Source organism: Streptomyces sp. NPDC058665 (assembly GCF_042714995.1).
GTDB lineage: Bacteria > Actinomycetota > Actinomycetes > Streptomycetales > Streptomycetaceae > Streptomyces.
Map to the genome: position 1 here is coordinate 72,857 of NZ_JBHXRX010000004.1, position 21,436 is coordinate 94,292.

General features: G+C 67.7%; 19 protein-coding genes. 8 read left to right on the forward strand and 11 right to left on the reverse strand.

The window, feature by feature from the left end; genetic code table 11:
* Window positions 1–56: 56 nt before the first annotated feature.
* Entirely contained in the window at window positions 57–422 is a 366-nt protein-coding gene (locus ACFWV8_RS03605) for a MerR family transcriptional regulator (RefSeq protein WP_384197625.1), read from the forward strand.
* Between the two features lie 7 nt (window positions 423–429).
* Here the strand turns inward: ACFWV8_RS03605 and ACFWV8_RS03610 are convergent, their stop codons facing one another.
* On the reverse strand, window positions 430–1,050 hold the full coding sequence (locus ACFWV8_RS03610; RefSeq protein WP_384197627.1) for a TetR/AcrR family transcriptional regulator: 621 nt from the start codon (window positions 1,048–1,050) through the stop codon (window positions 430–432).
* Between the two features lie 165 nt (window positions 1,051–1,215).
* Here ACFWV8_RS03610 and ACFWV8_RS03615 point away from each other — a divergent pair, with 165 nt between their 5' ends.
* Window positions 1,216–3,432 carry a 2Fe-2S iron-sulfur cluster-binding protein gene (locus ACFWV8_RS03615; protein WP_384197629.1) on the forward strand — a complete coding sequence of 739 codons (2,217 nt, stop codon included), beginning with the start codon at window positions 1,216–1,218 and terminating at the stop codon, window positions 3,430–3,432.
* Between the two features lie 95 nt (window positions 3,433–3,527).
* Here the strand turns inward: ACFWV8_RS03615 and ACFWV8_RS03620 are convergent, their stop codons facing one another.
* Window positions 3,528–4,181 carry a class I SAM-dependent methyltransferase gene (locus ACFWV8_RS03620; protein ID WP_384197631.1) on the reverse strand — a complete coding sequence of 218 codons (654 nt, stop codon included), beginning with the start codon at window positions 4,179–4,181 and terminating at the stop codon, window positions 3,528–3,530.
* 382 nt (window positions 4,182–4,563) lie between these two features.
* On the opposite strand from ACFWV8_RS03620, the gene ACFWV8_RS03625 reads away from it, so the two are divergent.
* The gene (locus ACFWV8_RS03625; protein WP_384197633.1) at window positions 4,564–5,079 is read left to right on the forward strand and encodes a hypothetical protein; all 516 of its coding nucleotides are present in this window, start codon (window positions 4,564–4,566) and stop codon (window positions 5,077–5,079) included.
* Window positions 5,080–5,407: 328 nt separating this feature from the next.
* On the forward strand, window positions 5,408–6,403 hold the full coding sequence (locus ACFWV8_RS03630; protein WP_384197635.1) for an alpha/beta fold hydrolase: 996 nt from the start codon (window positions 5,408–5,410) through the stop codon (window positions 6,401–6,403).
* Between the two features lie 160 nt (window positions 6,404–6,563).
* Here the strand turns inward: ACFWV8_RS03630 and ACFWV8_RS03635 are convergent, their stop codons facing one another.
* Complete coding sequence (locus ACFWV8_RS03635; protein ID WP_384197637.1) at window positions 6,564–7,475, reverse strand: AraC family transcriptional regulator; 912 nt, start codon at window positions 7,473–7,475, stop codon at window positions 6,564–6,566.
* A 73-nt stretch (window positions 7,476–7,548) separates the two neighbouring features.
* Between ACFWV8_RS03635 and ACFWV8_RS03640 the strand changes: the two genes are divergently transcribed.
* From ACFWV8_RS03640 to ACFWV8_RS03655, 4 genes are all read left to right on the forward strand, one after another.
* Entirely contained in the window at window positions 7,549–8,583 is a 1,035-nt protein-coding gene (locus tag ACFWV8_RS03640) for an SDR family NAD(P)-dependent oxidoreductase (protein WP_384197639.1), read from the forward strand.
* A 110-nt stretch (window positions 8,584–8,693) separates the two neighbouring features.
* A complete protein-coding gene (locus ACFWV8_RS03645; RefSeq protein ID WP_384197640.1) occupies window positions 8,694–10,889 on the forward strand; it encodes an MMPL family transporter in 2,196 nt (731 codons plus the stop codon).
* Window positions 10,890–10,924: 35 nt separating this feature from the next.
* Window positions 10,925–11,656 carry a response regulator transcription factor gene (locus tag ACFWV8_RS03650; RefSeq protein ID WP_384197642.1) on the forward strand — a complete coding sequence of 244 codons (732 nt, stop codon included), beginning with the start codon at window positions 10,925–10,927 and terminating at the stop codon, window positions 11,654–11,656.
* A gap of 59 nt (window positions 11,657–11,715) precedes the next feature.
* Window positions 11,716–13,101, forward strand: a complete 1,386-nt coding sequence (locus tag ACFWV8_RS03655) for a sensor histidine kinase (protein ID WP_384197644.1) — start codon at window positions 11,716–11,718, stop codon at window positions 13,099–13,101.
* Here ACFWV8_RS03655 and ACFWV8_RS03660 read toward each other — a convergent pair.
* From ACFWV8_RS03660 to ACFWV8_RS03695, 8 genes are all read right to left on the reverse strand, one after another.
* Window positions 13,076–14,092: a Gfo/Idh/MocA family oxidoreductase gene (locus tag ACFWV8_RS03660; RefSeq protein WP_384197646.1), complete on the reverse strand. Its 1,017-nt coding sequence runs from the start codon at window positions 14,090–14,092 to the stop codon at window positions 13,076–13,078. The two genes, ACFWV8_RS03655 and ACFWV8_RS03660, sit on opposite strands and share 26 nt — an antisense overlap.
* A gap of 15 nt (window positions 14,093–14,107) precedes the next feature.
* The gene (locus ACFWV8_RS03665) at window positions 14,108–15,061 is read right to left on the reverse strand and encodes an aldo/keto reductase (protein ID WP_384197648.1); all 954 of its coding nucleotides are present in this window, start codon (window positions 15,059–15,061) and stop codon (window positions 14,108–14,110) included.
* Entirely contained in the window at window positions 15,058–16,269 is a 1,212-nt protein-coding gene (locus ACFWV8_RS03670; RefSeq protein ID WP_384197650.1) for a mandelate racemase/muconate lactonizing enzyme family protein, read from the reverse strand. Before ACFWV8_RS03670 ends, ACFWV8_RS03665 begins: the two co-directional genes overlap by 4 nt.
* The gene (locus ACFWV8_RS03675) at window positions 16,266–17,108 is read right to left on the reverse strand and encodes a carbohydrate ABC transporter permease (protein WP_384197651.1); all 843 of its coding nucleotides are present in this window, start codon (window positions 17,106–17,108) and stop codon (window positions 16,266–16,268) included. Before ACFWV8_RS03675 ends, ACFWV8_RS03670 begins: the two co-directional genes overlap by 4 nt.
* On the reverse strand, window positions 17,105–18,013 hold the full coding sequence (locus ACFWV8_RS03680; protein WP_384197652.1) for a carbohydrate ABC transporter permease: 909 nt from the start codon (window positions 18,011–18,013) through the stop codon (window positions 17,105–17,107). The genes ACFWV8_RS03675 and ACFWV8_RS03680 overlap by 4 nt, the downstream gene beginning before the upstream one ends.
* Window positions 18,010–19,308, reverse strand: a complete 1,299-nt coding sequence (locus ACFWV8_RS03685) for an ABC transporter substrate-binding protein (protein ID WP_384197654.1) — start codon at window positions 19,306–19,308, stop codon at window positions 18,010–18,012. Before ACFWV8_RS03685 ends, ACFWV8_RS03680 begins: the two co-directional genes overlap by 4 nt.
* 105 nt (window positions 19,309–19,413) lie before the next feature.
* Window positions 19,414–20,166, reverse strand: a complete 753-nt coding sequence (locus ACFWV8_RS03690) for a GntR family transcriptional regulator (protein WP_329378087.1) — start codon at window positions 20,164–20,166, stop codon at window positions 19,414–19,416.
* 72 nt (window positions 20,167–20,238) lie between these two features.
* A complete protein-coding gene (locus tag ACFWV8_RS03695) occupies window positions 20,239–21,414 on the reverse strand; it encodes a 4-hydroxybenzoate 3-monooxygenase (protein WP_384197802.1) in 1,176 nt (391 codons plus the stop codon).
* Window positions 21,415–21,436 lie beyond the last annotated feature (22 nt).

Genomic DNA, 21,436 nt, shown 5'->3' on the forward strand with positions numbered 1-21,436 from the left:
AACCTGACGCCGACGTCAGAGGCAAGCCGGCTGAGGAAAACCACACAGGAGAAGACATGCGTGTCGGAGAGCTCGCCGCCCGCACCGGCGTCAGCGTCCGCGCCCTGCGCTACTACGAGGAGCAGGGCCTGCTCAGTGCCGAGCGAAGCCCCAGCGGCCAGCGCCACTACCCCGAAAGCGCAGTCGAGCGTGTCCAGTTGATCCAGCAGCTGTACGCCGCCGGGCTGCCCAGCAGGACGATCGTCGAGCTCCTGCCCTGTGTCATCGAAGGCCGCGCCACTCCCGCCCTGCTCAAGCGGTTGGAGGCGGAGCGCGAGCACGTCGACCGGCGCGTCAGCGATCTCATGCACGCCCGGGACCGGCTCGACTCGGTCATCAACTCCGCCACGAGCAACATGCGCACCGGCGCATCCTGCCGGTGATGGGCGGCTACTGGCCGCCGCGCAGGTAGCGCGTGACCATGTTCACCAGTTCGTTCTCGAACGTCTCGACCGGCGTGGTCCTGGGATAGGCCATGAGCTTGTGCGTGTTCGTCTCGACGGTGAACACGATCAGCTCGGCCGCGGTGCCGAGGTCCCGTACGCCGACATCCGGGTGCCGGGCGAAGAGGTCACGTACCTGACCGACCCGGTTCTTTTCGTGCCGGTCGATCGTGTCGAGCAGCTCCCGCGAGAGCGGCGCCTCCTCGATCATGATCCGCAGCAACTGCGGATCGTCGCGGTGGTTGTCGATCGCGTCACGGACCAGCGTCCGTACCGATGCCTCCAAGCTCCCGGCGGACAAATCGAGTTGGTCCGCCCGCGTCCACGTACCGCGGTCGATGTGCCGCACCAGCAGCTCGGCGAGGATGGCGTCCTTGTTGGGGAAGTACTGGTACAGCGAGCCGATGGAGATACGGGCGCTCTCGGCGATGCGGTTCGTGGTCCCGGCGGCGTAACCGTGTTCGGCGAAAACGTGAGCAGCGGCGGTGAGGATGCGCTCGCGGGTGAGTTCGGCGCGTACCTGGCGAGGCTTGCGACGTGGCTGAAGACGGCGGTCGGCCGACGGCACCGGGAGGTCCTCCTCGGGGGCGAAAAGCGAGTAGCCAAAAGCTGAGCTTTTACTCAGAAAAACTGCCATGAGCTGCGGAAACAGTAACGCCCTCGATTTCGGTGACCTGTCGTGCCCCTCGCCCGGCCGCCTGGGCCGGTCCGCCCCGGGCCGAGAGGAATCCTTGTGAAGCAACCGAACCAGTTGAGCACCCCGCACCGGCTGACGACGGTGGACGAGGTCGAGACGACCATCGGCCGCCCGGCGCCGCCGGTCATGCTCAAGCAGATCAGCGCCCTCGACGAGGGCTGCCGGACCGTACTCGCCCGGTGTCCGATCGCGGCCTTCGGTTACCGGGACGCCGACGGCACCAGCAGGACGACCTTCATCGGCGGTACGCCGGGGTTCGCGCGCGTCCACTCGCCCACGCGGATCTCGTTCTCCCTGCGCGAGTCCGGCGACCCGCGCGGTCCGGTCTCGTTCTTCTTCCTCCTGCCGGGCGTGGGGGAGATCCTGCGCGTCAACGGTTCGGTGGCCGCGCGGAAGGGCGCGGAGACGACCGTCGACATCGAGGAGGCGTACGTGCACTGCGCGCAGGCCGTCCTCCGGTCGCGCCTGTGGCAGCCGCCCGCCGTCACCCGCGAACTCGCCGAGCCGGCCTCCGAGTTCGCGGGTGACGGGCCCCTGCGCGGGCCCGGCGTCGCCGAGTTCCTGGCCGCCGCACCGTTCCTCGCGCTGTCCACGGGGGACTCCTCCGAGGGGAGCGACACCAGTCCGCGCGGGGACCGGCAGGCGGTGGCGCGGATCCTGGACGGTCGCACGCTCGTCATCCCGGACCGGAAGGGCAACAAACGCGCCGACACGCTCCACAACCTGCTGCGGGACGACCGGCTCTCGTTCGCCGCGCTCGTTCCGGGGCGCAGCGGTGTGCTGCACGTCCGCGGGCGCGGCACGATCACCGACGATCCCGCGCAGCTGGAGACGATGGCGCTACGCGGGATGCCCCCGCACCTGGCGCTGCTCATCGACGTCGAGTACGCCGGGGTGACCGGTAACGACGCCGTCGGGCGCTCGCGGCTGTGGACGCCCGACGCGCATCTCGACCGCGGCACGGTGCCGGATCTGATGGCGCTGGCGGGAGAACACCTCGCCGCCAACTCGTCCAGGGGCGACGGCGGTCCATCCGCGTTCCTGCTGAAGGCCGTCGGGGCGATTCCGGGGATCAACCGGCTGCTGCGACTGGCGGGGGACCGCCTCTACCGGTCCGGGCTGCGGAAGGAGGGCTACGAGGACATCGAGCCCGCCGCGCGCGGTCGGCGCCGCGGCTTCCTGCGACGACGTCCTGCCGATCGCGCCGTTCCCGAGGGCGACGGCAGGACGGAGAACCCTCTGCGGGAAGTGCGTGTCGCCGAGGTGCGCGGGGAGACGGCGAGCGCGGTCACCCTCGTACTGGAGGACGTTGGCGAGAATCCGGGATCGTTCGACTTCAGGCCCGGCCAGTTCTTCACGCTCGTCGCCGACATCGACGGCCGCCCGGTGCGACGGGCCTACTCGGCGTCGTCGGCGCCCGGGGCGCCCAGGCTGGAGGTCACCGTCAAACACGTCGATGGCGGCCGGTTCTCCACCCACGTACATCGACATCTCCGTGCGGGGGACCGCCTCGCGGTGCGCGGCCCGTCGGGGTCCTTTCACGCCGAGCCACGGTCCGGGGACGAGCTCGTGCTCGTCGCGGCGGGCAGCGGCGTGACGCCGATGATGAGCATGATCCGTACGCGGCTCGCCGTCCGTCCGGCCCACGGCGGCCGGATCGCGTTGCTCTACAGCAGCCGCAGCGCGGACGAGATCATCTTCGCCGACGAACTGACGCGGCTGGCGAAGGACGATCCCGACCGGCTGTCGGTCACCCACGTCCTGACCCGCCGGGACGGGCGTCTCGACGCGGACGGTGTACGTCGTTGGGTCACCGGCCTGTCCCCGGCCGGTGACGCCCACTACTACCTCTGCGGTCCGGAACCGCTGATGGACACGGTGCGGAGAGCTTTGAACGGGCGTGGAATCCCTGACGAGTTGGTGCACCACGAGCGCTACACCAGCGGAGCGGACACCGGGGCCGCGACGACGGCGCCGCAGGAGATGACCGTCGAGGAGAATGGGCACCCGGTCGGCACGGTCGTGGTCGAACCTGGCCAGACGCTGCTGGACGCGGGACTCGCGGCGGGGCTGCCGATGCCGTACTCCTGCACGGTGGGGAACTGCGGCGACTGCATGGTGCGGCTCCGCGGCGGAGAGGTCACGCAGAACGAGCCCAACTGCCTGACGCCACAACAGAAGGCCTACGGCTACGTGCTGACGTGTGTGGGCTGCCCGCTGACGAAGGTCACCCTCGACATCACGGACCCGTGATCGGTGTGGGCGAGGCCGTTGATCACGGACTGGGTCGGCGCCGCGAAGGCACCGGTTGACGCGTTCTGGGCGAACCCGATCGAGGCGAGCCCCCGTCAGGCCGTCTCGGGCTTGCGGGCCAGGAGGCAGGCGTGCGGTCTTTTCACGCGTCCGCCCGGCTCCTGCTCCAGTCTCGCGGTGACGACGAGTCCGGCCTGGCCCAGCAGGCCGATCACGCGGTCCAGGGGCAGCAGGTACGACTCGTAGGACACCGGACGGCCATAGCCGTGGGTCGGCCGCAGCCGCTCATCGCCGACGTGGCCTCCCCAGAGGAGGTAGCCGCCGGGCGCGAGCGTGCGATGGAACTCGGCGAACACCGCCGGCAGCCACCGCGGGGGCGTGTGATGGGTGGAGTACCAGGCCAGGATGCCGCCGAGCTCGTCGTCCCTCGTCTCCAGCGAGGTCATCGAGCCCTCCGTGAACCGCAGGTTCGGATAGGCGTGCCGGGCCAGCCCGATCATCTTCGGCGACAAGTCGACGCCGAAGGCGGACACCCCCAGCCCGGCCAGGTGTGCCGTCACGCGCCCGGGGCCGCACCCCAGATCCGCGACCGGCCCCAGCCCGGCCGTCCGCACCAGTTCGGCGAACCCCGCCAGCATCGCGCGTGACAGCGGGTCCATCTCGGACGGAAGCGGGACGCGTTCGACGTAGTCGGCGGCGACCGTGTCGTACGACTCGCGGACGGCGGAGAGAAAGGAGGGCTCAGCCATGCGGGCGACCCTAGGGCCTGTCCGGCGGATCTTCGCGGGCCCGGAACGCCCGGCACGGCGCCTCGCTTCGTTGTCGGACTCGTCCAAGTACGTCCAGTACGAGCACGATCCTCCGCCTGGCGATGCACCGCACCGGACGCCCCGGGCTGATCCGCGAAGATCCGCCGGACAGGCCCTAGACCAGGCAACTGACGGACCATGGCACGGTCTTCAGCCGATCTGCGCACCATCCTCCGCCTTGCGGGCGCACGCCCCGCCTTGCGGGCGGACGGCGCTATTTGTCAGACACGACCTGGAGCTCGTAGTCCTGGGCCAACTCCTCCCAGCGAACGCCGCGAAGCGCGGAATCATCGTCGTGCCAGGTCTGACCTATGCTGAGCCAATGTCCGACAGCGGCGCGCCACCGAGCAGTTCGGGCACGGAAGAGCCTCGCGTCGACGCGGAACTCCCCGAGACGGTGCGTATCGCCGGAGTTGTGTTGAGAAGGGTGGAGAGCCCTCCCTCGCTGGCCTGTTGGGCCGGCGACTTTATGGAGCCGGCGGGCGCTGTCGAGACCGGGATAAGTCTGGTGATCGAGCCGGCCGCTCCGCCGGAAGAGGCCACCCTCCAGTTCGCTCATGACATCGTGAGCCGTTTCGATGTCTTCGCCGACCAAGCTCTGGAGTACTGCCGCACCCGACTCCGGGAATCGCACTTCGGACTCACCACCGAGGAACTGGCCTGGCTGGACCTTCCGGAGCTGCCACTGGCGGTTCCCGAAGCGATCGTGTGGGCCGACCGAACCTGGGCAATCCGTTTCACGGAGAGCAGGCTTCGGCTGGCGGACCCCTACGGAGTCCTCGTGACGTTCGACGGAACGCGGCCTGTCGACGTCGAGGGCATCGACGACGGTCAATGAACCGCTCGACGCGCTGCCGTCGAGATCGCTGGGCTCTGCCGAGGAATGCCCGGACTTCCCCTGACAGCAAGGGCGTTGGCCTTCTGGCTGGTCCGGTGCCTTCGCGCGATGTCCGTGCCAGGCAGTGGCGGCCCTTTTTCTGAACTGATCGGTGCGGAAGTGCTACAGTCCTCTCCGTAGTGATCAGTACCGATCGGTGCTTAAGTGTGCCACCGCCCTTGTCGCCGACGGCCGGAGCGCTCACCCATCGGGGCAACCGCCCATGCGCCGCCGGTCCGTGGCCACCGAGAACGCCGAAAGCACCAGACAACGCAGAGGAGTTCCGCATATGAGCCCCAAGAAGTCCGACGACCCCGAGCTTTCCCGGCGACCCAGCAGACGCAACGTGCTCGGCGTCACCGCCGGTGCCGGGGCTGCCGCGCTGCTCGGCATGCAGGGCGGTGCCGCAGCCGCCGCGCCGAGGGCGAGGGCGATACGGACACCGGTGATCGAAGGATTCAAGAGCCGATTCGCCGAAGTCAACGGCACGCGGCTGCACTACGTCACCGGTGGCCAGGGTGACCCCCTGGTCCTGCTCCCCGGGTGGCCACGCACCTGGTACCAGTTCCACAAGATCATGCCGTCACTCGCGCGCCGCTACCAGGTGATCGCCCCGGACCTGCGCGGTATGGGCGACTCCGACAAGCCCGCCGACGGGTACGACAAGAAGACCATGGCCCGGGACATCTACGAGCTGCTCCGGACCCTCGGACACCGCCAGGCGTACATCGCGGGCGAGGACATCGGATCGCAGGTCGCGTTCAGCTTCGCCGCCAACCACCCCGAGGCGACCCACAAGGTCGCTCTGTGGGAGACCGGGCATCCCACCGAGATATTCAACGAGATACGCATGCTGCCCCAGCCGGGCCAGCCGGCGCCGTGGTGGTTCGCGTTCAACGTGATCGACCAGTTGCCCGAGCAGCTCCTTGAGGGGCGGTTCCGGTTTGTCGTCGACTGGCTGATCGACTTCCAGGGCGGGGACCCCAGGGCCTTCAGCGAGAAGGCGCGGGCCATTTACGCCGCCGCGTACGACACGCCTGACGCGATCCGCGGAGGGAACGGCTGGTACCAGGCCTTCCAGCAGGACATCACCGATCTCAAGGACTACCCGGTGCTGACCATGCCCGTGCTCGCAATGGGCGGCAAGTACTACGACCTCCTTCTCGCGCAGATGGAGGGATTGGCGGCGGACGCACGCTACGTCGAGTTCAAGGGGGCGGGTCACTACCTCGCCGAGGAACGCCCCGCCGACGTTGTGCGGGAACTCACCGCCTTCTTCGGGTAGTCCCAGGGGGCCGGTCTTCGGACCTGCCCCCCAACTTCCGTTCGTTGTCCGGCTGTTGAAGCTCGGTGCGTTCCTGCCACCGCGATCGGTGTCCCGCTCGGCTTCCTCGGCCCGGTGCCGCTGCTCGGCCCCCACCGCGATACGTACGAGCGCCGGACGCTCAGTCGGTGCGAACCCGTTTCCGGTAGCGCAGCGGCGGCTCTCCCGTCTCGCGTTTGAACGCGGTGCTGAAGGCGCTCTCCGAGGCGTAACCCAACGTGGACGCCAGGGCCCCGACGTTGCCGTTCCCGTCCCGCAGGGCGCGCCGTGCCAGCAGCATGCGCCAGCGGTTGAGGTAGGTGAGGGGTGGCATGCCCGCCACGGAGCGAAAGCGCGTGGCGAATGCCGTACGTGACATGGCTGCCGTCCGCGCCAGTGTCTCCAGCCGCCAGGCCGTGCCCGGTTCGGAGTGCATGAGGGTCACGGCCGCGCGCAGCCGTTCGTCGGTCAGCAGCCGCAGCCAGCCAGGAGGAAGCGTGGCTTGGCCGAGATAGACGCGCAGAATGTCGAGGACCAGCAGCTGTCCGTGCTGGCGGACGGCGAAGGCGGAGCCGACGCGGTTGCCGGTCACCTCGTCGAGCAGGTGCTCCAACCGGGCGCGGAGCGGGACGGTGGTGCTCGCGGCCCGTACGTGTCCGACCGGCGGGAGCGCCTGGAGGAGCAGGGATTCGCCGATCGCGTTGAGGGACACGTGACCGCCCAGGAGGGAATCGGCACCTTCATCGTCGCCAAGGGGGGAACTCGTGCTCGTCACGTCGATCTCGTACGGGACCTGGCCCGCAGGACCTCCTCGTACTGCCAGCCACGTCTGGTTGTTCAGGATGGCGACATCGCCGGCCTGGAGGGTGAGCGGCTCGGGGGCGCCGCTGGAGGTCAGCCGGGCCTGCCCGTGAACGACCGCGAGGAACTTCAAGGTGGGGGGAAGGGAGCCGCGGGCCACCCAGGCGCGCTCCCGTGGGACGGCGAGGCTGCTGGTCATGAGCCCCTGGATCTCAATGAGGTCAAAGACCTCGGACAGCGGGTCACTCAACATGCTTGAACGATCGCGAAAGAAATGCGAACTGTCAATTATTCACCGTGCGGTCCGGCGGTCATAGCGTGGCGGCATGAACCATAAACAGCGTCCTCTCGGTTCCGGCTTCACCCCCGCCTCCACGGCCCAGGAGGTCATCGCCGGGATCGACCTGGCCGACAAGAACGTGATCATCACCGGCGGCCACACAGGGATCGGCCTGGAGGTCACCCGTGCTCTCGCCGGGGCCGGTGCGTCGGTGACCACGGTCTCGCGCGACCCGGACCGCGCCGAGCGGGCCCTGGCGGGGATCGGGGACGTCGAGGCCGACCGGCTGGACCTGCTGGACCCGGCGTCTATTGACGCCTTCGCGGCGCGCCGGCTCGAAACCGGCCGCCCGCTCCACCTCTTGATCAACAACGCCGGCGTGCCATCACCCGCGCGGCGAACCGTGGACGCCCGCGGCTACGAGGTCCAGTTCGCGACCAACCACCTCGGCCACTTCCAACTGACCCTCGGTCTGCTGCCGGCCCTGCGCGCCGCGCGCGGCGCCCGGGTCGTCAACGTCACCTCCGGCGCCCAGCGCCTGTCCGGCATCCACTGGGACAACCTGCACTTCGCCACCGACTACGAGCCGACCATGGCCTACGCCCAGTCCAAGACGGCCAACGTGCTCTTCACCGTCGAGCTGGACCGCCGCTGGGCCCCGGCCGGCATCCGTGGATACGCCACCCACCCGGGCATCGTCGTCGGCACCGGCCTCAACGGCGCCGCGGGCGAGGAGAGTCTGCGGGCCATGGGACTGATCGACGAGTCCGGCCGGCCGGTCATCGACCCCGAGCGGGAGAGGAAGACGCCACAACAGGGGGCCGCCACCGTGGTGTTCGCGGCCACCAGCCCCCTTCTCGTCGATATCGGCGGCGTCTACCTCAGGAACAGCGACATCTCCGAACTGGACGACGAGCCGAAGGCGTTCGACCCGCGGCACCCCAACTCCACTGTCACGTCCCACTCCATCGACCCGGAATCGGCCCGGCGCCTCTGGCGACGGAGCGAAGAGCTACTCGCGTCGCCAGGGGCGCCAGTTGGCCGGACAGGACATCGGCGGCCGGAGCCGGCGGGACCTTGACGAGGCGGCGGGGGAGCCGTCAAGTAACCGTCAAGGTCAGCGGGGGCCGGCCATCAAGTTGGAACGTGACGCTGAGCAGGTCATCAACACCTGCCATGAAAGGCGTTCCAGTGGCTCAGCTCCTGTACCGGCTGGGGGCCGCGGCGGCCCGTCGTCGGCTCATCTTTCTGTTGACGTCGCTGGCCGTGCTGGCCGGGGCGCTCATCTTCGCGTTCTCCTCGTCCGGCTCGTTCGCGCCCGGTCATTCGATTCCCGGTTCCCCGGCGCAGGTCGCTCTGGAGAAGGCGAACCGGCACTTCCCCGATGAGGGCGGAATCGAGGGTGACGTCCTGTTCGTCGCTCCCAACGGCGCGAAGATCAAGGACGATTCGGTCGTCCGGCGGATGCGCGCCGTGATGGAGCGGATGCGGGCCGAGGACCTGGTCGCTGACGTGAGCGATCCGCTGGAGAGGGTCTCGGAGGACGGCCGGGTGGCGGTCGCCTCGGTCCGTATCGACCTGGAGCAGGACGCAGAGGTCGAGCCCGCTCAGCAGGAGGAGGTACGGGCGACTGGCGCGGCCTTCAACGAGCGCTTCAACGACCAGGGCGGACGTGTCATCTTCGGTGGCGACGCCTTCGAGGAGGAACTCGCCCCGTTCGGCACCCCTGAGGCCATCGGCATCGGGGTCGCTCTGCTCGTCATGCTGATCACGTTCGGATCGGTTGTCGCGGCCGGGATCCCGATCCTCACGGCGGTCCTCGGCGTAGGAGGCTCGGTCGCCGGCACGCTTCTGGCCACCGCCTACTTCGACGTTTCCCAGAATGCGCTGACCCTGGCGATCATGCTCGGCCTCGCCGTCGGTATCGACTACGCCCTGCTCATCGTCTCCCGGCACCGTGCGCAGCTGACCCGCGGGATGCCGATGGCCGAGTCGATCGCGATGGCCACGGCCACCGCGGGCAGCGCCGTACTCTTCGCCGGTCTCACCGTGATCATCGCCTTGGCCGGCCTGACCCTCGCCGGGGTCCCGATGCTCACCTCCATGGGCCTGGCGGCGGCCGGTGCGGTCGCCCTGGCCGTTCTTGTCGCCCTGACAGCGCTCCCCGGTGTCATGTCGCTGGCGGGTGACAGGCTCAGGCCCAAGCCGTCGTCCCGCGCCGCCCGTCGCGCGCTCGACACGGAATCGCGCGGTCTCGCCGTACGCTGGGTCGACGCCGTGATCCGGCATCCCCGTAAGGTCGTGGTCGCCGTCGTGCTCTCGCTGGCCGTGGTCGCCGTCCCCGCCGCGCAGTTGCGGCTGGCCCTGGCCGACAACGGTTCCGCGCCGAAGACTTCCGAACCCCGGCAGGTCTACGACCTCATCGCCGGAGCCTTCGGCCCCGGCGTCAACGGCCCGCTGCCCGTACTCGTCGAGGGTGACTCCGTCGCCGAGATCAACTCCACCGCGGAGAAGGTCATCGACGCCGTCGAGCCGATGTCCGGCATCGCGGAAGTGAGCGGCCCGCTCATCGCCCCCGACAAGCAGGCCGCGATGGTCAGCATCGTGCCCGCCACCGGCCCCAACGCCGAGGCCACCAACGCCCTTGTCGGCGACCTGCGCGCCGCGCTCGTCCCCATCGGCGCGCAGACCGGCGGCTATGTCGCGGTGACCGGTATGACCGCCATCAGCATCGACGCCGTGGACAAGACCAGCGGCGCCCTGCTGCCCTTCACCGTCGTGGTGGTCGGCCTGTCCCTCCTTCTGCTGCTGATCGCCTTCCGGTCCTGGACGATTCCGCTCAAGGCCACCGCGGGCTTCCTGCTCTCGGTGGGCGCGGCATTCGGTGCCATGGTGGCCGTCTTCCAATGGGGCTGGCTGGCCGGGGTGTTGGGAGTACCGCTCGTGGGTTCGGTCCCCAGCTTCGTACCCATCATCGTCATGGCCGTCCTCTTCGGCCTGGCCATGGACTACGAGGTCTTCCTCGTCTCCGCGATGCGCGAGCACTACGCCCACCACGGCAACGCGCACGACGCGATCAGGGCGGGCGGCCGCGACGCCGGGCGTGTGGTCGTGGCAGCGGCGGCGATCATGATCACCGTCTTCTTCAGCTTCCTGTTCTCACACGATCCCAACGTCATGCCGATCGCGTTCGCCCTGGCTTTCGGAGTCCTCGTCGATGCCTTCCTGGTGCGCCTCACCCTGGTCCCGGCCGTGCTGAAGCTCCTGGGCGACCGTGCCTGGCGACTCCCGCGCTGGCTCGACCGGGTGGTGCCTAAGGTGGACGTCGAAGGTCAGGCCCTGGCCAAGAACGAACCCGCCACTCGCGAGCCCGAACTGGTCGGCTGACAACACCGCGCACTGAACCGGAACGGAGGCAGCGGATGGCTGATACCGAGCATCCCGACCGCGTACTCGTGGTCGACGACGATCCAGGAATCCGCGGTCTGCTGACCTCCGCTCTGCGCTTCGCCGACTACGAGGTGGACGTGGCGGCCGACATCCCAGAGGCACTTGAGCAAGTGCGGACCTTTCAGCCGGACGTCGTCGTGCTCGACGTGATGCTGCCGGGGGGAACCGGATTCGACGTACTCGCCATGCTCAGGTCGCGGTCGATCGAAGTGCCGGTGCTGTTCCTCACCGCGCGGGACGCGGTCGAGGACCGGGTCCGTGGACTGCGACTGGGCGGGGACGACTATGTGGTCAAGCCGTTCAGCGTCGTGGAGATCGGGGCGCGGATCGAGGCACTGCTGCGCCGTGCGCGCGGCAACGCCGTGCCCGCCGGTTCGGCTCTGACCTTCCACGATCTGTCGGTGGACCCGGGGCGTCACGAGGTCCGTCGGGGTGAGCGACTGGTGAAGCTGTCGCCGACCGAGTTCAAGTTGCTGCACGTCCTCATCACTCATCCGGGGCAGGTGCTGTCGAAGACGCAGATCCTCGAAGCGGTCTGGCAGTACGACTTCGGTGGTGACTCGGTCGTTGTGGAGCGGTTCATCTCCAACTTGCGCCGCAAGATAGACGACGGACACGAGCCGCTGATCCACACCGTGCGGGGCGTCGGGTACGCCCTGCGGCACGAGCGGGGACCGGGTCACGAGGGGACCACCGGGCGATGAGGCGGCGCTGGCGCCGATGGCAGGCGGGTATCCGTGGCCGGCTACTCGTGGGCTTTCTGATGCTTTTCGTTTTCGCCCTCGGCGCCAGCACCGTCCTGACCGGGTTCCTGGCCAACGACTACATCCACGATCGGTCCGTCGAAAAACTGCGCGACGACGAGCGCCGGATAGGCGTGCTGATCCGTTCCGCCCCGCAGACGATCAACTCGGATCAGTTCGAGACCATGCTCGGCCCGCCCCTCGGCACCATGGGACTGGACGCGGACGACCACATCCTGTTCGCCATCGGGACGAGCGCCGGAAGGGAGTACGAGCTCGCCCGGCTCGCGAAGAACGCGGACCCGGGCGAGATCATGGAGACCGGAGACGACGTGGTGGCCGTACTGATCACCACACCTGGTATGCGGATCACCTACTCCGACAGAGACACCGACGACGTCGCTCGGATGATCCTCGTGAACGACCCGAACGTCGACAGGAACACCGTCGTCGGTTTCATCGGGAGCATGGCGACGATCGCGCTCGTCTCGGTGATCGTCCTGATGGCACTGGGACTGGTCGTACTCCACATCGGCCTGCGTCCCCTGACCGAGATGGCGCAAGCGGCCGATGCCATCGCCGAAGGGTCGCGCGACGAACGACTGCCCGTATCGAACCGGGGCACCGAGACCGACATACTGGCGGCGGCGACCAACCGCGCCTTCGACGCGCAGGCACGCGCCGAGGACCGGGCGAGAACCTTCGCCGCCGACGCCTCGCACGAACTGCGCACCCCGCTCGCCACGGTCTCCGGCTGGCTGGAGCTCTACCGGCAGGGCGGCCTCGGAGACGACGACGTCGAGCAGGTGTTTGTCCGGATCGAGGACGAGGTGGGCCGGATCCGGCTACTGGTCGAAGAGCTGGGACTGCTCGCCCGCCTGGATACCGGCCGGCCCCTCGACAGCCATCCGCTCGACCTGGCAGCGCTCGCCGAGAGCGTGGTCGAAGACGCACGCGTGATCTACTCCAGCCTCGACATCACCCTGGACACGCCGCCGGACGGGCTCCCGGTGCTCGGCGACGAAGCCCGGCTGCAACAGGTCCTCCGTAATCTGGTGGGCAACGCCGTCCAGCACAACTCGCCCGGCACCCAGGTCGGTTTGACCCTGTACCACCGAGGTGACGAGGCGTGCGTCGACGTCGTCGACAACGGCTCGGGAATACCGGCCGCTGACATCCCACGACTGTTCGACCGCTTCTGGCGCGCCGAAGCCAGCCGGAGCCGCGCCTACGGTGGTTCAGGTCTTGGCCTGGCGATCGTCCAGGCCATCGTCCGCGCCCACGGCGGCCGGGTGACCGTGAACTCCGAGGTCGGGCGCGGCACCACGGTGACCCTGTACCTGCCCACCGCGCGGCTTGACGATGTCGTCGCGGGTGGGCTCACGAACTCACGGCCGTCTCGATGACGGACAGTGCTGCCACGGCATCGGCCGCGTCGACGGGAGCAGGCGTCCGGTTCGTGATCGCCGCCGCGACCCCGGCGTAGAAGGAGGGGTAGTCTCCTGCCGCGACGGGGACCCGCTCCTCACCGTCGGGACCGCTGATGGTGATCGCCCTGCTCGTGTCCATCCCATACCCGGCATCGTTCGGCCGCTGCCCGCCCATGAGCTGCGCCTCCTGAGGATCGAGGCCCCAGACCGTCGCGACGGCCCTTGAGCCCACGACGCGAAATCGCGGCCTGGGGGCGGGTGCGACCGCGCTCATCCACAGCCGGCTGCGTACACCGCTTCCGTGGTGAAGCGTGACGAAGCTGTCGTCGTCGTTGACCGCACCCGGCCGGCGCCGGTCGAGCTCCGCGTGAACTTCCTCGACGGGCCCGAACAACTGCAGGCACTGATCGATGAGATGAGGACCGAGGTCGTACAGGATGCCACCACCCTCACCGGGGGCTGTGGTGTCCTTCCACTCCGCGCCCAGCTCCGGCTTCCACCACTCGAAGGCCGTCTCGAACTGGTGGACATCTCCGAGGCGGCCCGTGCTGATGATTTCCGAGAGGGTCAGGAAGTCGCCGTCCCAGCGCCGGTTCTGAAACACCGTCAGCAGTCGGCCCGCCTCGTCCGCGGCCCGAATGAGGGTCCGCGCGTCATCGGCTCTCACCGTGACGGGCTTGTCGGTGACCACGTTCAGGCCGGCCGAGAGAGCGCGCAGAGCCAGCGGAAGGTGGGTGCTGTTCGGGCTGCCGATGACGACGAGGTCGAGATCCGCCGCGGCGGCGAACAGATCGTCGGCGCTCGGCACGATTCTCGCGGCTGGATACGCGGCGGTGGCCGCCGCCGCGCGAGCGGGGTCGGAGGTGACGATCACGCTGAGGTCGAAGGCGGGGTCGGCGGCGACGAGTGGCGCGTGGAAGACACGTCCTGAGACGCCGAAGCCGATTATCGCGGTGCGGATGGGCATGTGGGTGCTCTGTCCTTACTGGGGGCCGAGGGTGGCCGGAAGCGACGCCACGATCAGATCCACCTCGTCGTAGATTTCCTCGGGGATGGCCACGGTGGCCGCCGCGACGTTCTGCTCGATGCGTTCGGGACGCGAGACGCCCACGACGGTGCTGGCGATACGGGGATCCCGGACGGAGAACTGGACGGCGAGAGCGGCCAGGGGCACGTCCGCCTCCGAGCAGAGCGCCTCGATGCGGCGGATCGCCGCGAGAAGCTCCTCGGGCGCGTCGCGATATCCGTAGCGGGTTGACGTGTGAGTGCCTGAAGCGAGGATTCCGCCGCCGAACACCGCCGCGTTCACCACGCCCATTCCCAGGTCGCCCGCCTGGTCGATGACGCGGCCGGCGTTGCGGTTCACCAGGGTCCACCGATTGTGGGTGAGCAGTACGTCGAAGATCCCGGTGGAGACATACCGGGAAATGACCGATGTATCCCCGCCCGCCACCCCGATGGCGTGCGCGATTCCGGTCTCCTTGAGTTCACGCAGTACCTCGACGGCTCCTCCGGGGCGCATGGCCTCCTCGAAGGTCGTGTTCTCGGGATCGTGCAGATATACGAGCGGGACGCGGTCGATTCCAAGTCGCTCAAGACTTCCCGCGATAGACCGGCGCATCTGCTCCCCGGAGAAGTCGCCGGTGTCGAGGTCACGCGTGATCTTGGTCGACAGAAGGTATCCATCGGGCAGGCCGCCGACTTGGGCGAGCCCGGTTCCGATGCGGCGCTCCGATTCTCCACCGCTGTACGCGGCGGAGGTGTCCAGCGCGCGCACGGCTCCGGTGAGAGCGGCACGCGCCGTGGCGACGCCGCTCTCGTACGACACCTCGTATCCGAAGTTCTTGGGCATCGACCCCAGCGGCGCTCCGCCGATCGTCAGCGGTGTCACTTCCAGGCCGGTGGCACCGACCGTCCTCAGTGGTGTGTTCGTCATCGCGCCGGCACCGTCTTCCACTCGAAGAAGTCCTCCGCACCTGGTCCCAGATGCGCTGTCGCCAACTCACGGTCGATCTCGATCCCCAGCCCCGGTGCGTCGCCGACCGTCACATGGCCGTTCACGACGATCGGGTCCCCGAGCCCTGAGACCATCTCGTACCACCAGGGTTCACGCGCCACCGGATATTCGAACGCGATGAGATTGTCCGGGAGCACCGCGCCGACCTGGATCAGCGCGGCGAGTCCCAGCAGTCCGCTGCTGACTCCGTGCGGTGCGATCTGGATTCCGTAGAGGTCGGCGAATTCGGCGATCCATTTCAGCTCCGCGAGTCCGCCGACATCTCCGGGGTCGGGGCCGATGATCCGAACGGCCCGGCGGTCGATCAGTTCGCGGAAGTTCTGGCGCAGATAGATCTGTTCGCCGGTGTGGGTGGGAATGACGGTCGATCCGGTGATCTCGCGATAGCCGTCAACCTCGCCCCACGGCACGAAGTCTCCGGTCAGCAGGTCCTCGGCCCAGGCGATGTCGAAGGGTTCGAGCCGGCGCAGGACGGTGATGGCGTCGGAGACGGTCCACCCCGGTCCCATGTCGAGTGCGAGGCGCCGATCGGGCCCCAGTACGTCCTTCATCGCCGCTACGCAGTCGACGACATGGGCCAGCGCGTTGGGCGTCATCGGACCGCGATTGGGATGCAGCGGACCGGTGCGCAACTCGTTGTAGAGGAAATCGGGAGTGTTGGGCGCCATGAAACCGTGAAGTCCGACGCCTTCCTTGAAGATGCTGAAGCCCTCGGGCGCCGCGGCGCTGTAGGCCATGGCATCCGCGTAGTGCTGAGGAGTGTGACCTTCCAGCGGACGTCGTACACCGCCGTTGTAGACACGGATCCGGTCGCGGACCTTTCCTCCCAGCAGCCGGTGAATCGGGAGTCCGGCGGCCTTGCCTGCGATGTCCCAGAGGGCGATCTCGATGGCGGATACCATCGCCCCCCACGGCTTGGATCCCCCCAGCCTGCGGATCCGGATCATGCAGCGTTCGACTTCGGTCGGGTCGCATCCGATGAGGAGTTCGCGCGATATCCCGAGGGTGGACACGACATTGGCCTTCGTGTATTCGACCTCGGCGAATCCGTCGATGCCTTCGTCGGTCACGACCCGTACGACGGGGCTCTCCCCGATACGGGCACAACGGATGTCCGTGATTCTCATCCCTTGACCGCTCCTCCGGTGAGACCTCCGATGAAGTGGCGTTGCAGCAGCACGAACAGGATGATGACCGGAACGGTCAGCACCACCGAGGCGGCCATGGTCGCTCCCCAGTCCACGTTGAACTCCGTGGCGAATTCGGTCAGTGCGACCGGCCCTGTGCGCGCGGCTGTTGAGGATGTCAGTACGGAGGCGAAGAGGAACTCGTGCCAGGACTGAAGGAAGGCGAACATCCCCGCGGCGACCAGACCCGGGAAAATCACCGGGAGTGTGATGTAGGTGACGGCGTCGAGACGGTTTCCCCCGTCGATCTGCGCCGCCTCCTCCAGTTCTATCGGCACCGCCGCGATCTGGTTACGCATCATCCAGGTCACCAGCGGGACGGTGATCACCAAGTGCGCCATGGCGACGCCTACCACGGAGTCGAGAAGATTCAGGGACCTGATGATCTGGTAGAGGGGCAGCAACACCACCGTGAGCGGGACCACCTGACCGAGCAGAAGGAACAGCGCGAGCGGTCGTGACGAGCGGAAACGGAAGCGCGCGAGGGCGTACCCGGCACTGAAGCAGAAGATCAGGGTCGCGATAGCCGCGAGGAGTCCCACGATCAGTGAGTTCAGAAGTGCCCGCAGTGTGTTCGAGCTGGTGAATACGGTGACGTAGTTCTGCAAGGTCCATGAGTCGGGAAGCAGATGGGCGTTGGCGGAGTAGATCTCCGATGAGCCCGTGAAGGAGGTGAACAGCACCACGGCGACCGGCCCCAGGCTCCACACGAGAAGTGCGGCGAGCAGGAACCACATCCCGAATCCGGCCGCGATTCGCGTCGCGGATCGTCGACTCATGACTGCTCCCGAAGGTCTGTGCGCATGGTCCGAGCGAACAGAACGGCGCAGACGGTTCCGATGGCGAGCTGCAGAATTGAGACCGCGTACACCAGAGAGTCATCACCGTTCTGAAAAGCCTGGTACAGCAGGATGGGCAGGATCGTGGACGCCCCGGCGGGTCCTCCGCTGGTGGTGACCCAGATGATGGTGAAGGAGTTCAGGGCCCATATCGCCAGGTTCAGCGCGGCGACCGCGGTCGTGGTGCGGATGCCGGGAAGTGTGATGTACCAGAGAATCTTGAGGGAGGAAGCGCCGTCGAGGCGAGCCGCCTCGTAGCGTTCCTCGGGAATGCCTGCCAGCGCGGCGGACACCATCAGGACGACGAACGGCGCTGTCACCCATATCTGAATGACCATGACCGACCAGAGAACCATTGAGGGGTCCGACAGCCAGTGAACGGGCCCCGAGACGATACCCAGGTCCATCAGATAACGGTTGACCAGCCCGTAATCGGTGGACAGGCTCCAGCGCCAGATGGTCGCTCCGACAACGCCGGGGATGATCCAGGGCACCATGATCAAGCTGCGCCACAGTCCGGAGAGCCGTATCTGTTTCGCCCGGAGAACGATGCCGCCGGCGTAACCGATGACCATCGCCCCGATGGTGGCGCCGACTGTCCATTTGACTGTGTTGAACATGACTTGGGCGAAGTCGGGGGTCGAGAAAAGGCGGGTCAGACCCGAGCCGCCGTCGCCGACGACCCTGACGACGGTCGAGACGATAGGGATGACGAACATAAGGGCTGTGAGAACGAGCGCCGGCATCATCAGCCCGACCGGGCGCCCGGTGCGACGGCGACGCTTCGGCCGGGTCACGGCAGTGGATTCCGCAGAACTCATCAGGTCACCTTGGGTCGAGGTCATCGGCCGAGCGCCTTGTCCGCCTGGGCGACGATGTTCTTCGCTGCCGCGCTGCTCGACCGCTGCCCAAGACCCACTTTCTGGGTCTCGTTGTGCACGCCTGGAATGGTGGCTGTCCAGCGGGGATCGTCCGGAGCCGGGGTGGAGTGGTCGGTGAGTTGCCGGACGTACGGCTCGCGCAGTTCGGTCTGGAACTTCGCGTCCTTGAACGCGCTGAGCCGGGCGGGGAAAGTCAGCGTCAGAGCAGCCATGTTTTCCGGCTTACCGAGGAAGGCGACCAGTTTCTCCGCCGCGTCCTTGTGCTGGGCCTTGGCCGGCACGATATAGGCCCAGCCACTTCCTTGTGCGGTACCGACCGAGTTTGCGTTCGGACCCGGCAACTCGGCAGTGGCGATGGGTGCTTTATGTGTGACCGCGTCGTCCACGTCGAAAACACCGCCTTGATACATCGCGACTCGTCCCTGGAGGAACAGTTCATGGATGGCGGTGTTGTCCAGTTCGAACGAGCTCGGGCTGGCCCAGCCCGCCCTGATGGATCCACCGATGAGATCCAGGGCGTTCTTGACCGAGGGCTCGGTGAGCTCCGGTGCCCCGTTATTGATCGTCGATCCGTCGGAGATCGCGAAGTCCAGGAGACGCAGGGTCAGGTCACTCGGATCCCCCTGCATCGGCCAGGCGGTCCCGACGACATTTCCCTTGGTGAGCCTCTTGGCGTCTTCCTCGAATTCGGCCCAGGTTCTGGGCGGGGAGTCGATTCCGGCGGCTTCGAAGAGGTCGGGGTTGTAGATCAGGGCGTTTGTCGCCCAGCGGTAGGGCACAGCGTACGTCTTGCCCTGATCGGTGAGCGATTCGACAAGTCCGGGGGCGAAGTCGGACTTGGGCGTGGCGGGTCCGTACTGGCCGCTGAGGTCCGTCAACTGGCCTTTTCGGGCATAGCCCTTGATACGGGAGGTCGACTCGGTGATGACGTCGGGAACATCTCCGGAGTTCAGCGCGACGGAGGTGCGATTGGCGACCGTGTCACCTGTCGTCTTGACCAGATTGACGGTGGCGCCGGAGTTCTCCTTTTCGAACGCCGTGACCAGTTTCTTGGCCGCGTCGTAGTCCCAGTCCGGAACCCACCAGGTGACGGCGTCCGCGTTCGAAGAATTGTTGGCGATGTTGTAGGTCACCGTTCCGGCCATCGCCAGGATCACCGCCGTGGTTGCCGCGATGAAAGCGGCCGTTCTGGGGAGGACTGCCATAGTCGGCTCCATTGCTCCATTGCTCGAATGCCACGGTCCAGTGCGGGTCGACATTGAACGCGAGAGCCATGATGCAAATGTAATTACAGGATGTCAACCCATCGGGGTGTGCGACGTAGACGCCCGGCGGCGGCCGGCGAGGTCAGGGAGGTCGACCGGTCAGTCGGTCTGTCGGCGGACGTCGACCTCAAGGCGGCTGAGGTCTCCTCGGTGATGCCCGGTGAACCGCTCCAGCGGTCGTCCGGCGGCGTCGTACGAGACGCTGCGCATGATCAGGACGGGAGCCCCGGCGGGCAGGCCGAGCACCTCCGCCACCTCGTCGGCGGCCACGCCGGCCTCGATGAGGCGCCGGGCGTGATCGAACCGGACGCCGAACCGCTGCTCAAGCACCCCGAAAAGGGAGAGATCGTCCACATCGGCGGTGAGCAGCCCCTCACCGACGGACAGCGGGAGTTGGGTGAGGGTCAGCGCCCAGGGTGCGCCGTCCATCGACCGGACGCGCTGCACCTCCACCACCATCTCGCCGACCTTGACCGCCAGGTCCTTGGCGACCGCCTCGGACGCCGGGACCAGGCCCTTGCGCCGTACAACGGTGTGATGGGTTCCCGATCCCGACTGGATGTCCTCGAAGTAGCCGATCAAGGCGTGCCCGAAGACGCTCGGGGCGTGGGTGTCCGCGACGAACGTGCCGCGGCCTCTCTCGCGGCGGATGACGCCCTCGTGTTCGAGCTCGCCCATGGCCTGACGGACGACGGTGCGTGAGACGTCGTACTGCTGACACAGCTCGAAGTCGCCGGGGAGCCGATCGCCGGGTTCCAGTCCGCGGGACTGGATGTCCGCGAGGATGAGATCTTTGAGCTGCGAATAGAACGGCACCGCGGAGCGGCGATTGATGAGATCCCCGGCAGACATGGGGGCAAGCGTAGCCTGCGCCCGGAGTCGCCGAGTGGCCCGACCTCCGGGGGCCGGCCGCTCGGCGCCGGGTTACGCGGACGGGCGATTCGCCGGCAGTGGCTCCAGCATGGTTTCCAGATTCTTCCTGGCGATCTGCCGGCGGAACTCCCCTTCGTAGGAGGGGTCGCCGGCGTCGTGCATCGCCTCGGTCATCCAGACCGCCGACGCCTGCTGCTGCCATGTGTGGTCCAGGCAGGTCTCGGAGTAGCTGTCGAGCAGGCTGGAATCCAGCTCCGAGATTTGGTGGACGACCGCGCGGGCGAACACATCGGCGTCGTGGAGGGCGAGACTCATGCCCTGCGCGCTCACGGGCGAGATGAGGTGTGCCGCGTCCCCGAGAAGGTAGAGCCTGCCGTGGCTCATGGGGCTGAAGGTGACACCGCGAAGCGGTACGACCTGCTTGCTCGTGATCGGGCCCTTCTGGGGCACAGGCGAGCCGAAGCGCGCTTCCAGTTCGCTCCAGACGCGGTCGTCCGGCCATTGGCCGACGGTGTCGGTGAGCGGGCACTGCAGATAGAGGCGGCTCGCGTTCGGGCCTCGGGTGATCTGTGCCGCGAAACCGCGGGAGTGCACCGCCAGTACGGCCAGGGGGTCCGCGGGCACGTCGGTCATGACGGTGAGCCAGGCGTATCCGAACTCGTGGGTGGCGCTGGTGAGGACTCCGGCGGGTACGGCGGTCCGGCTGACGCCGTGGAAGCCGTCGCTGCCGGCGACGAAGTCGCAGCTGACGGTCTTCGTCGAGCCGGCGGTGTCGCGGTAGCGGACCAGGGGGTTCTCGGTACTGAGGTCGTGCAGGGAAACGTCTTCGGCCCCGAAGCGCAGGTCGCCGCCGTCGCGGAGGAAGACCTTGATGAGGTTGCGGACGAGGATCTGCTGGGGGCAGTACGCGCCGTCGACATCGTCCGGGTCGTCGTCACCGCCCGTCCTCCACTGCCGCTTCTCTCCTTCGATCAGCAGTGGCATGGCCGCGTCGGAGTCGCCGTGGCTGTGGCCTTCGACGACCTCGGCCAGTCCCCACTCCCGCAGCCGGCGGACGCCGCCGGCGTCGAGAGCCCCGGCCCTCTGCCGCTGTTCCACGTACTCGCGGCTGTGCTTTTCCAGGACGACGCAGCCGATGCCCTTGCCGAGGAGGAAGTTGCCGAGCGCGAGTCCGGCGATGCCGCCTCCTACGATAGCGACGGTTGTGTCCTTGCCGGTGGTGGTCATGGTGGTGAGCTCCTTGTGGAAG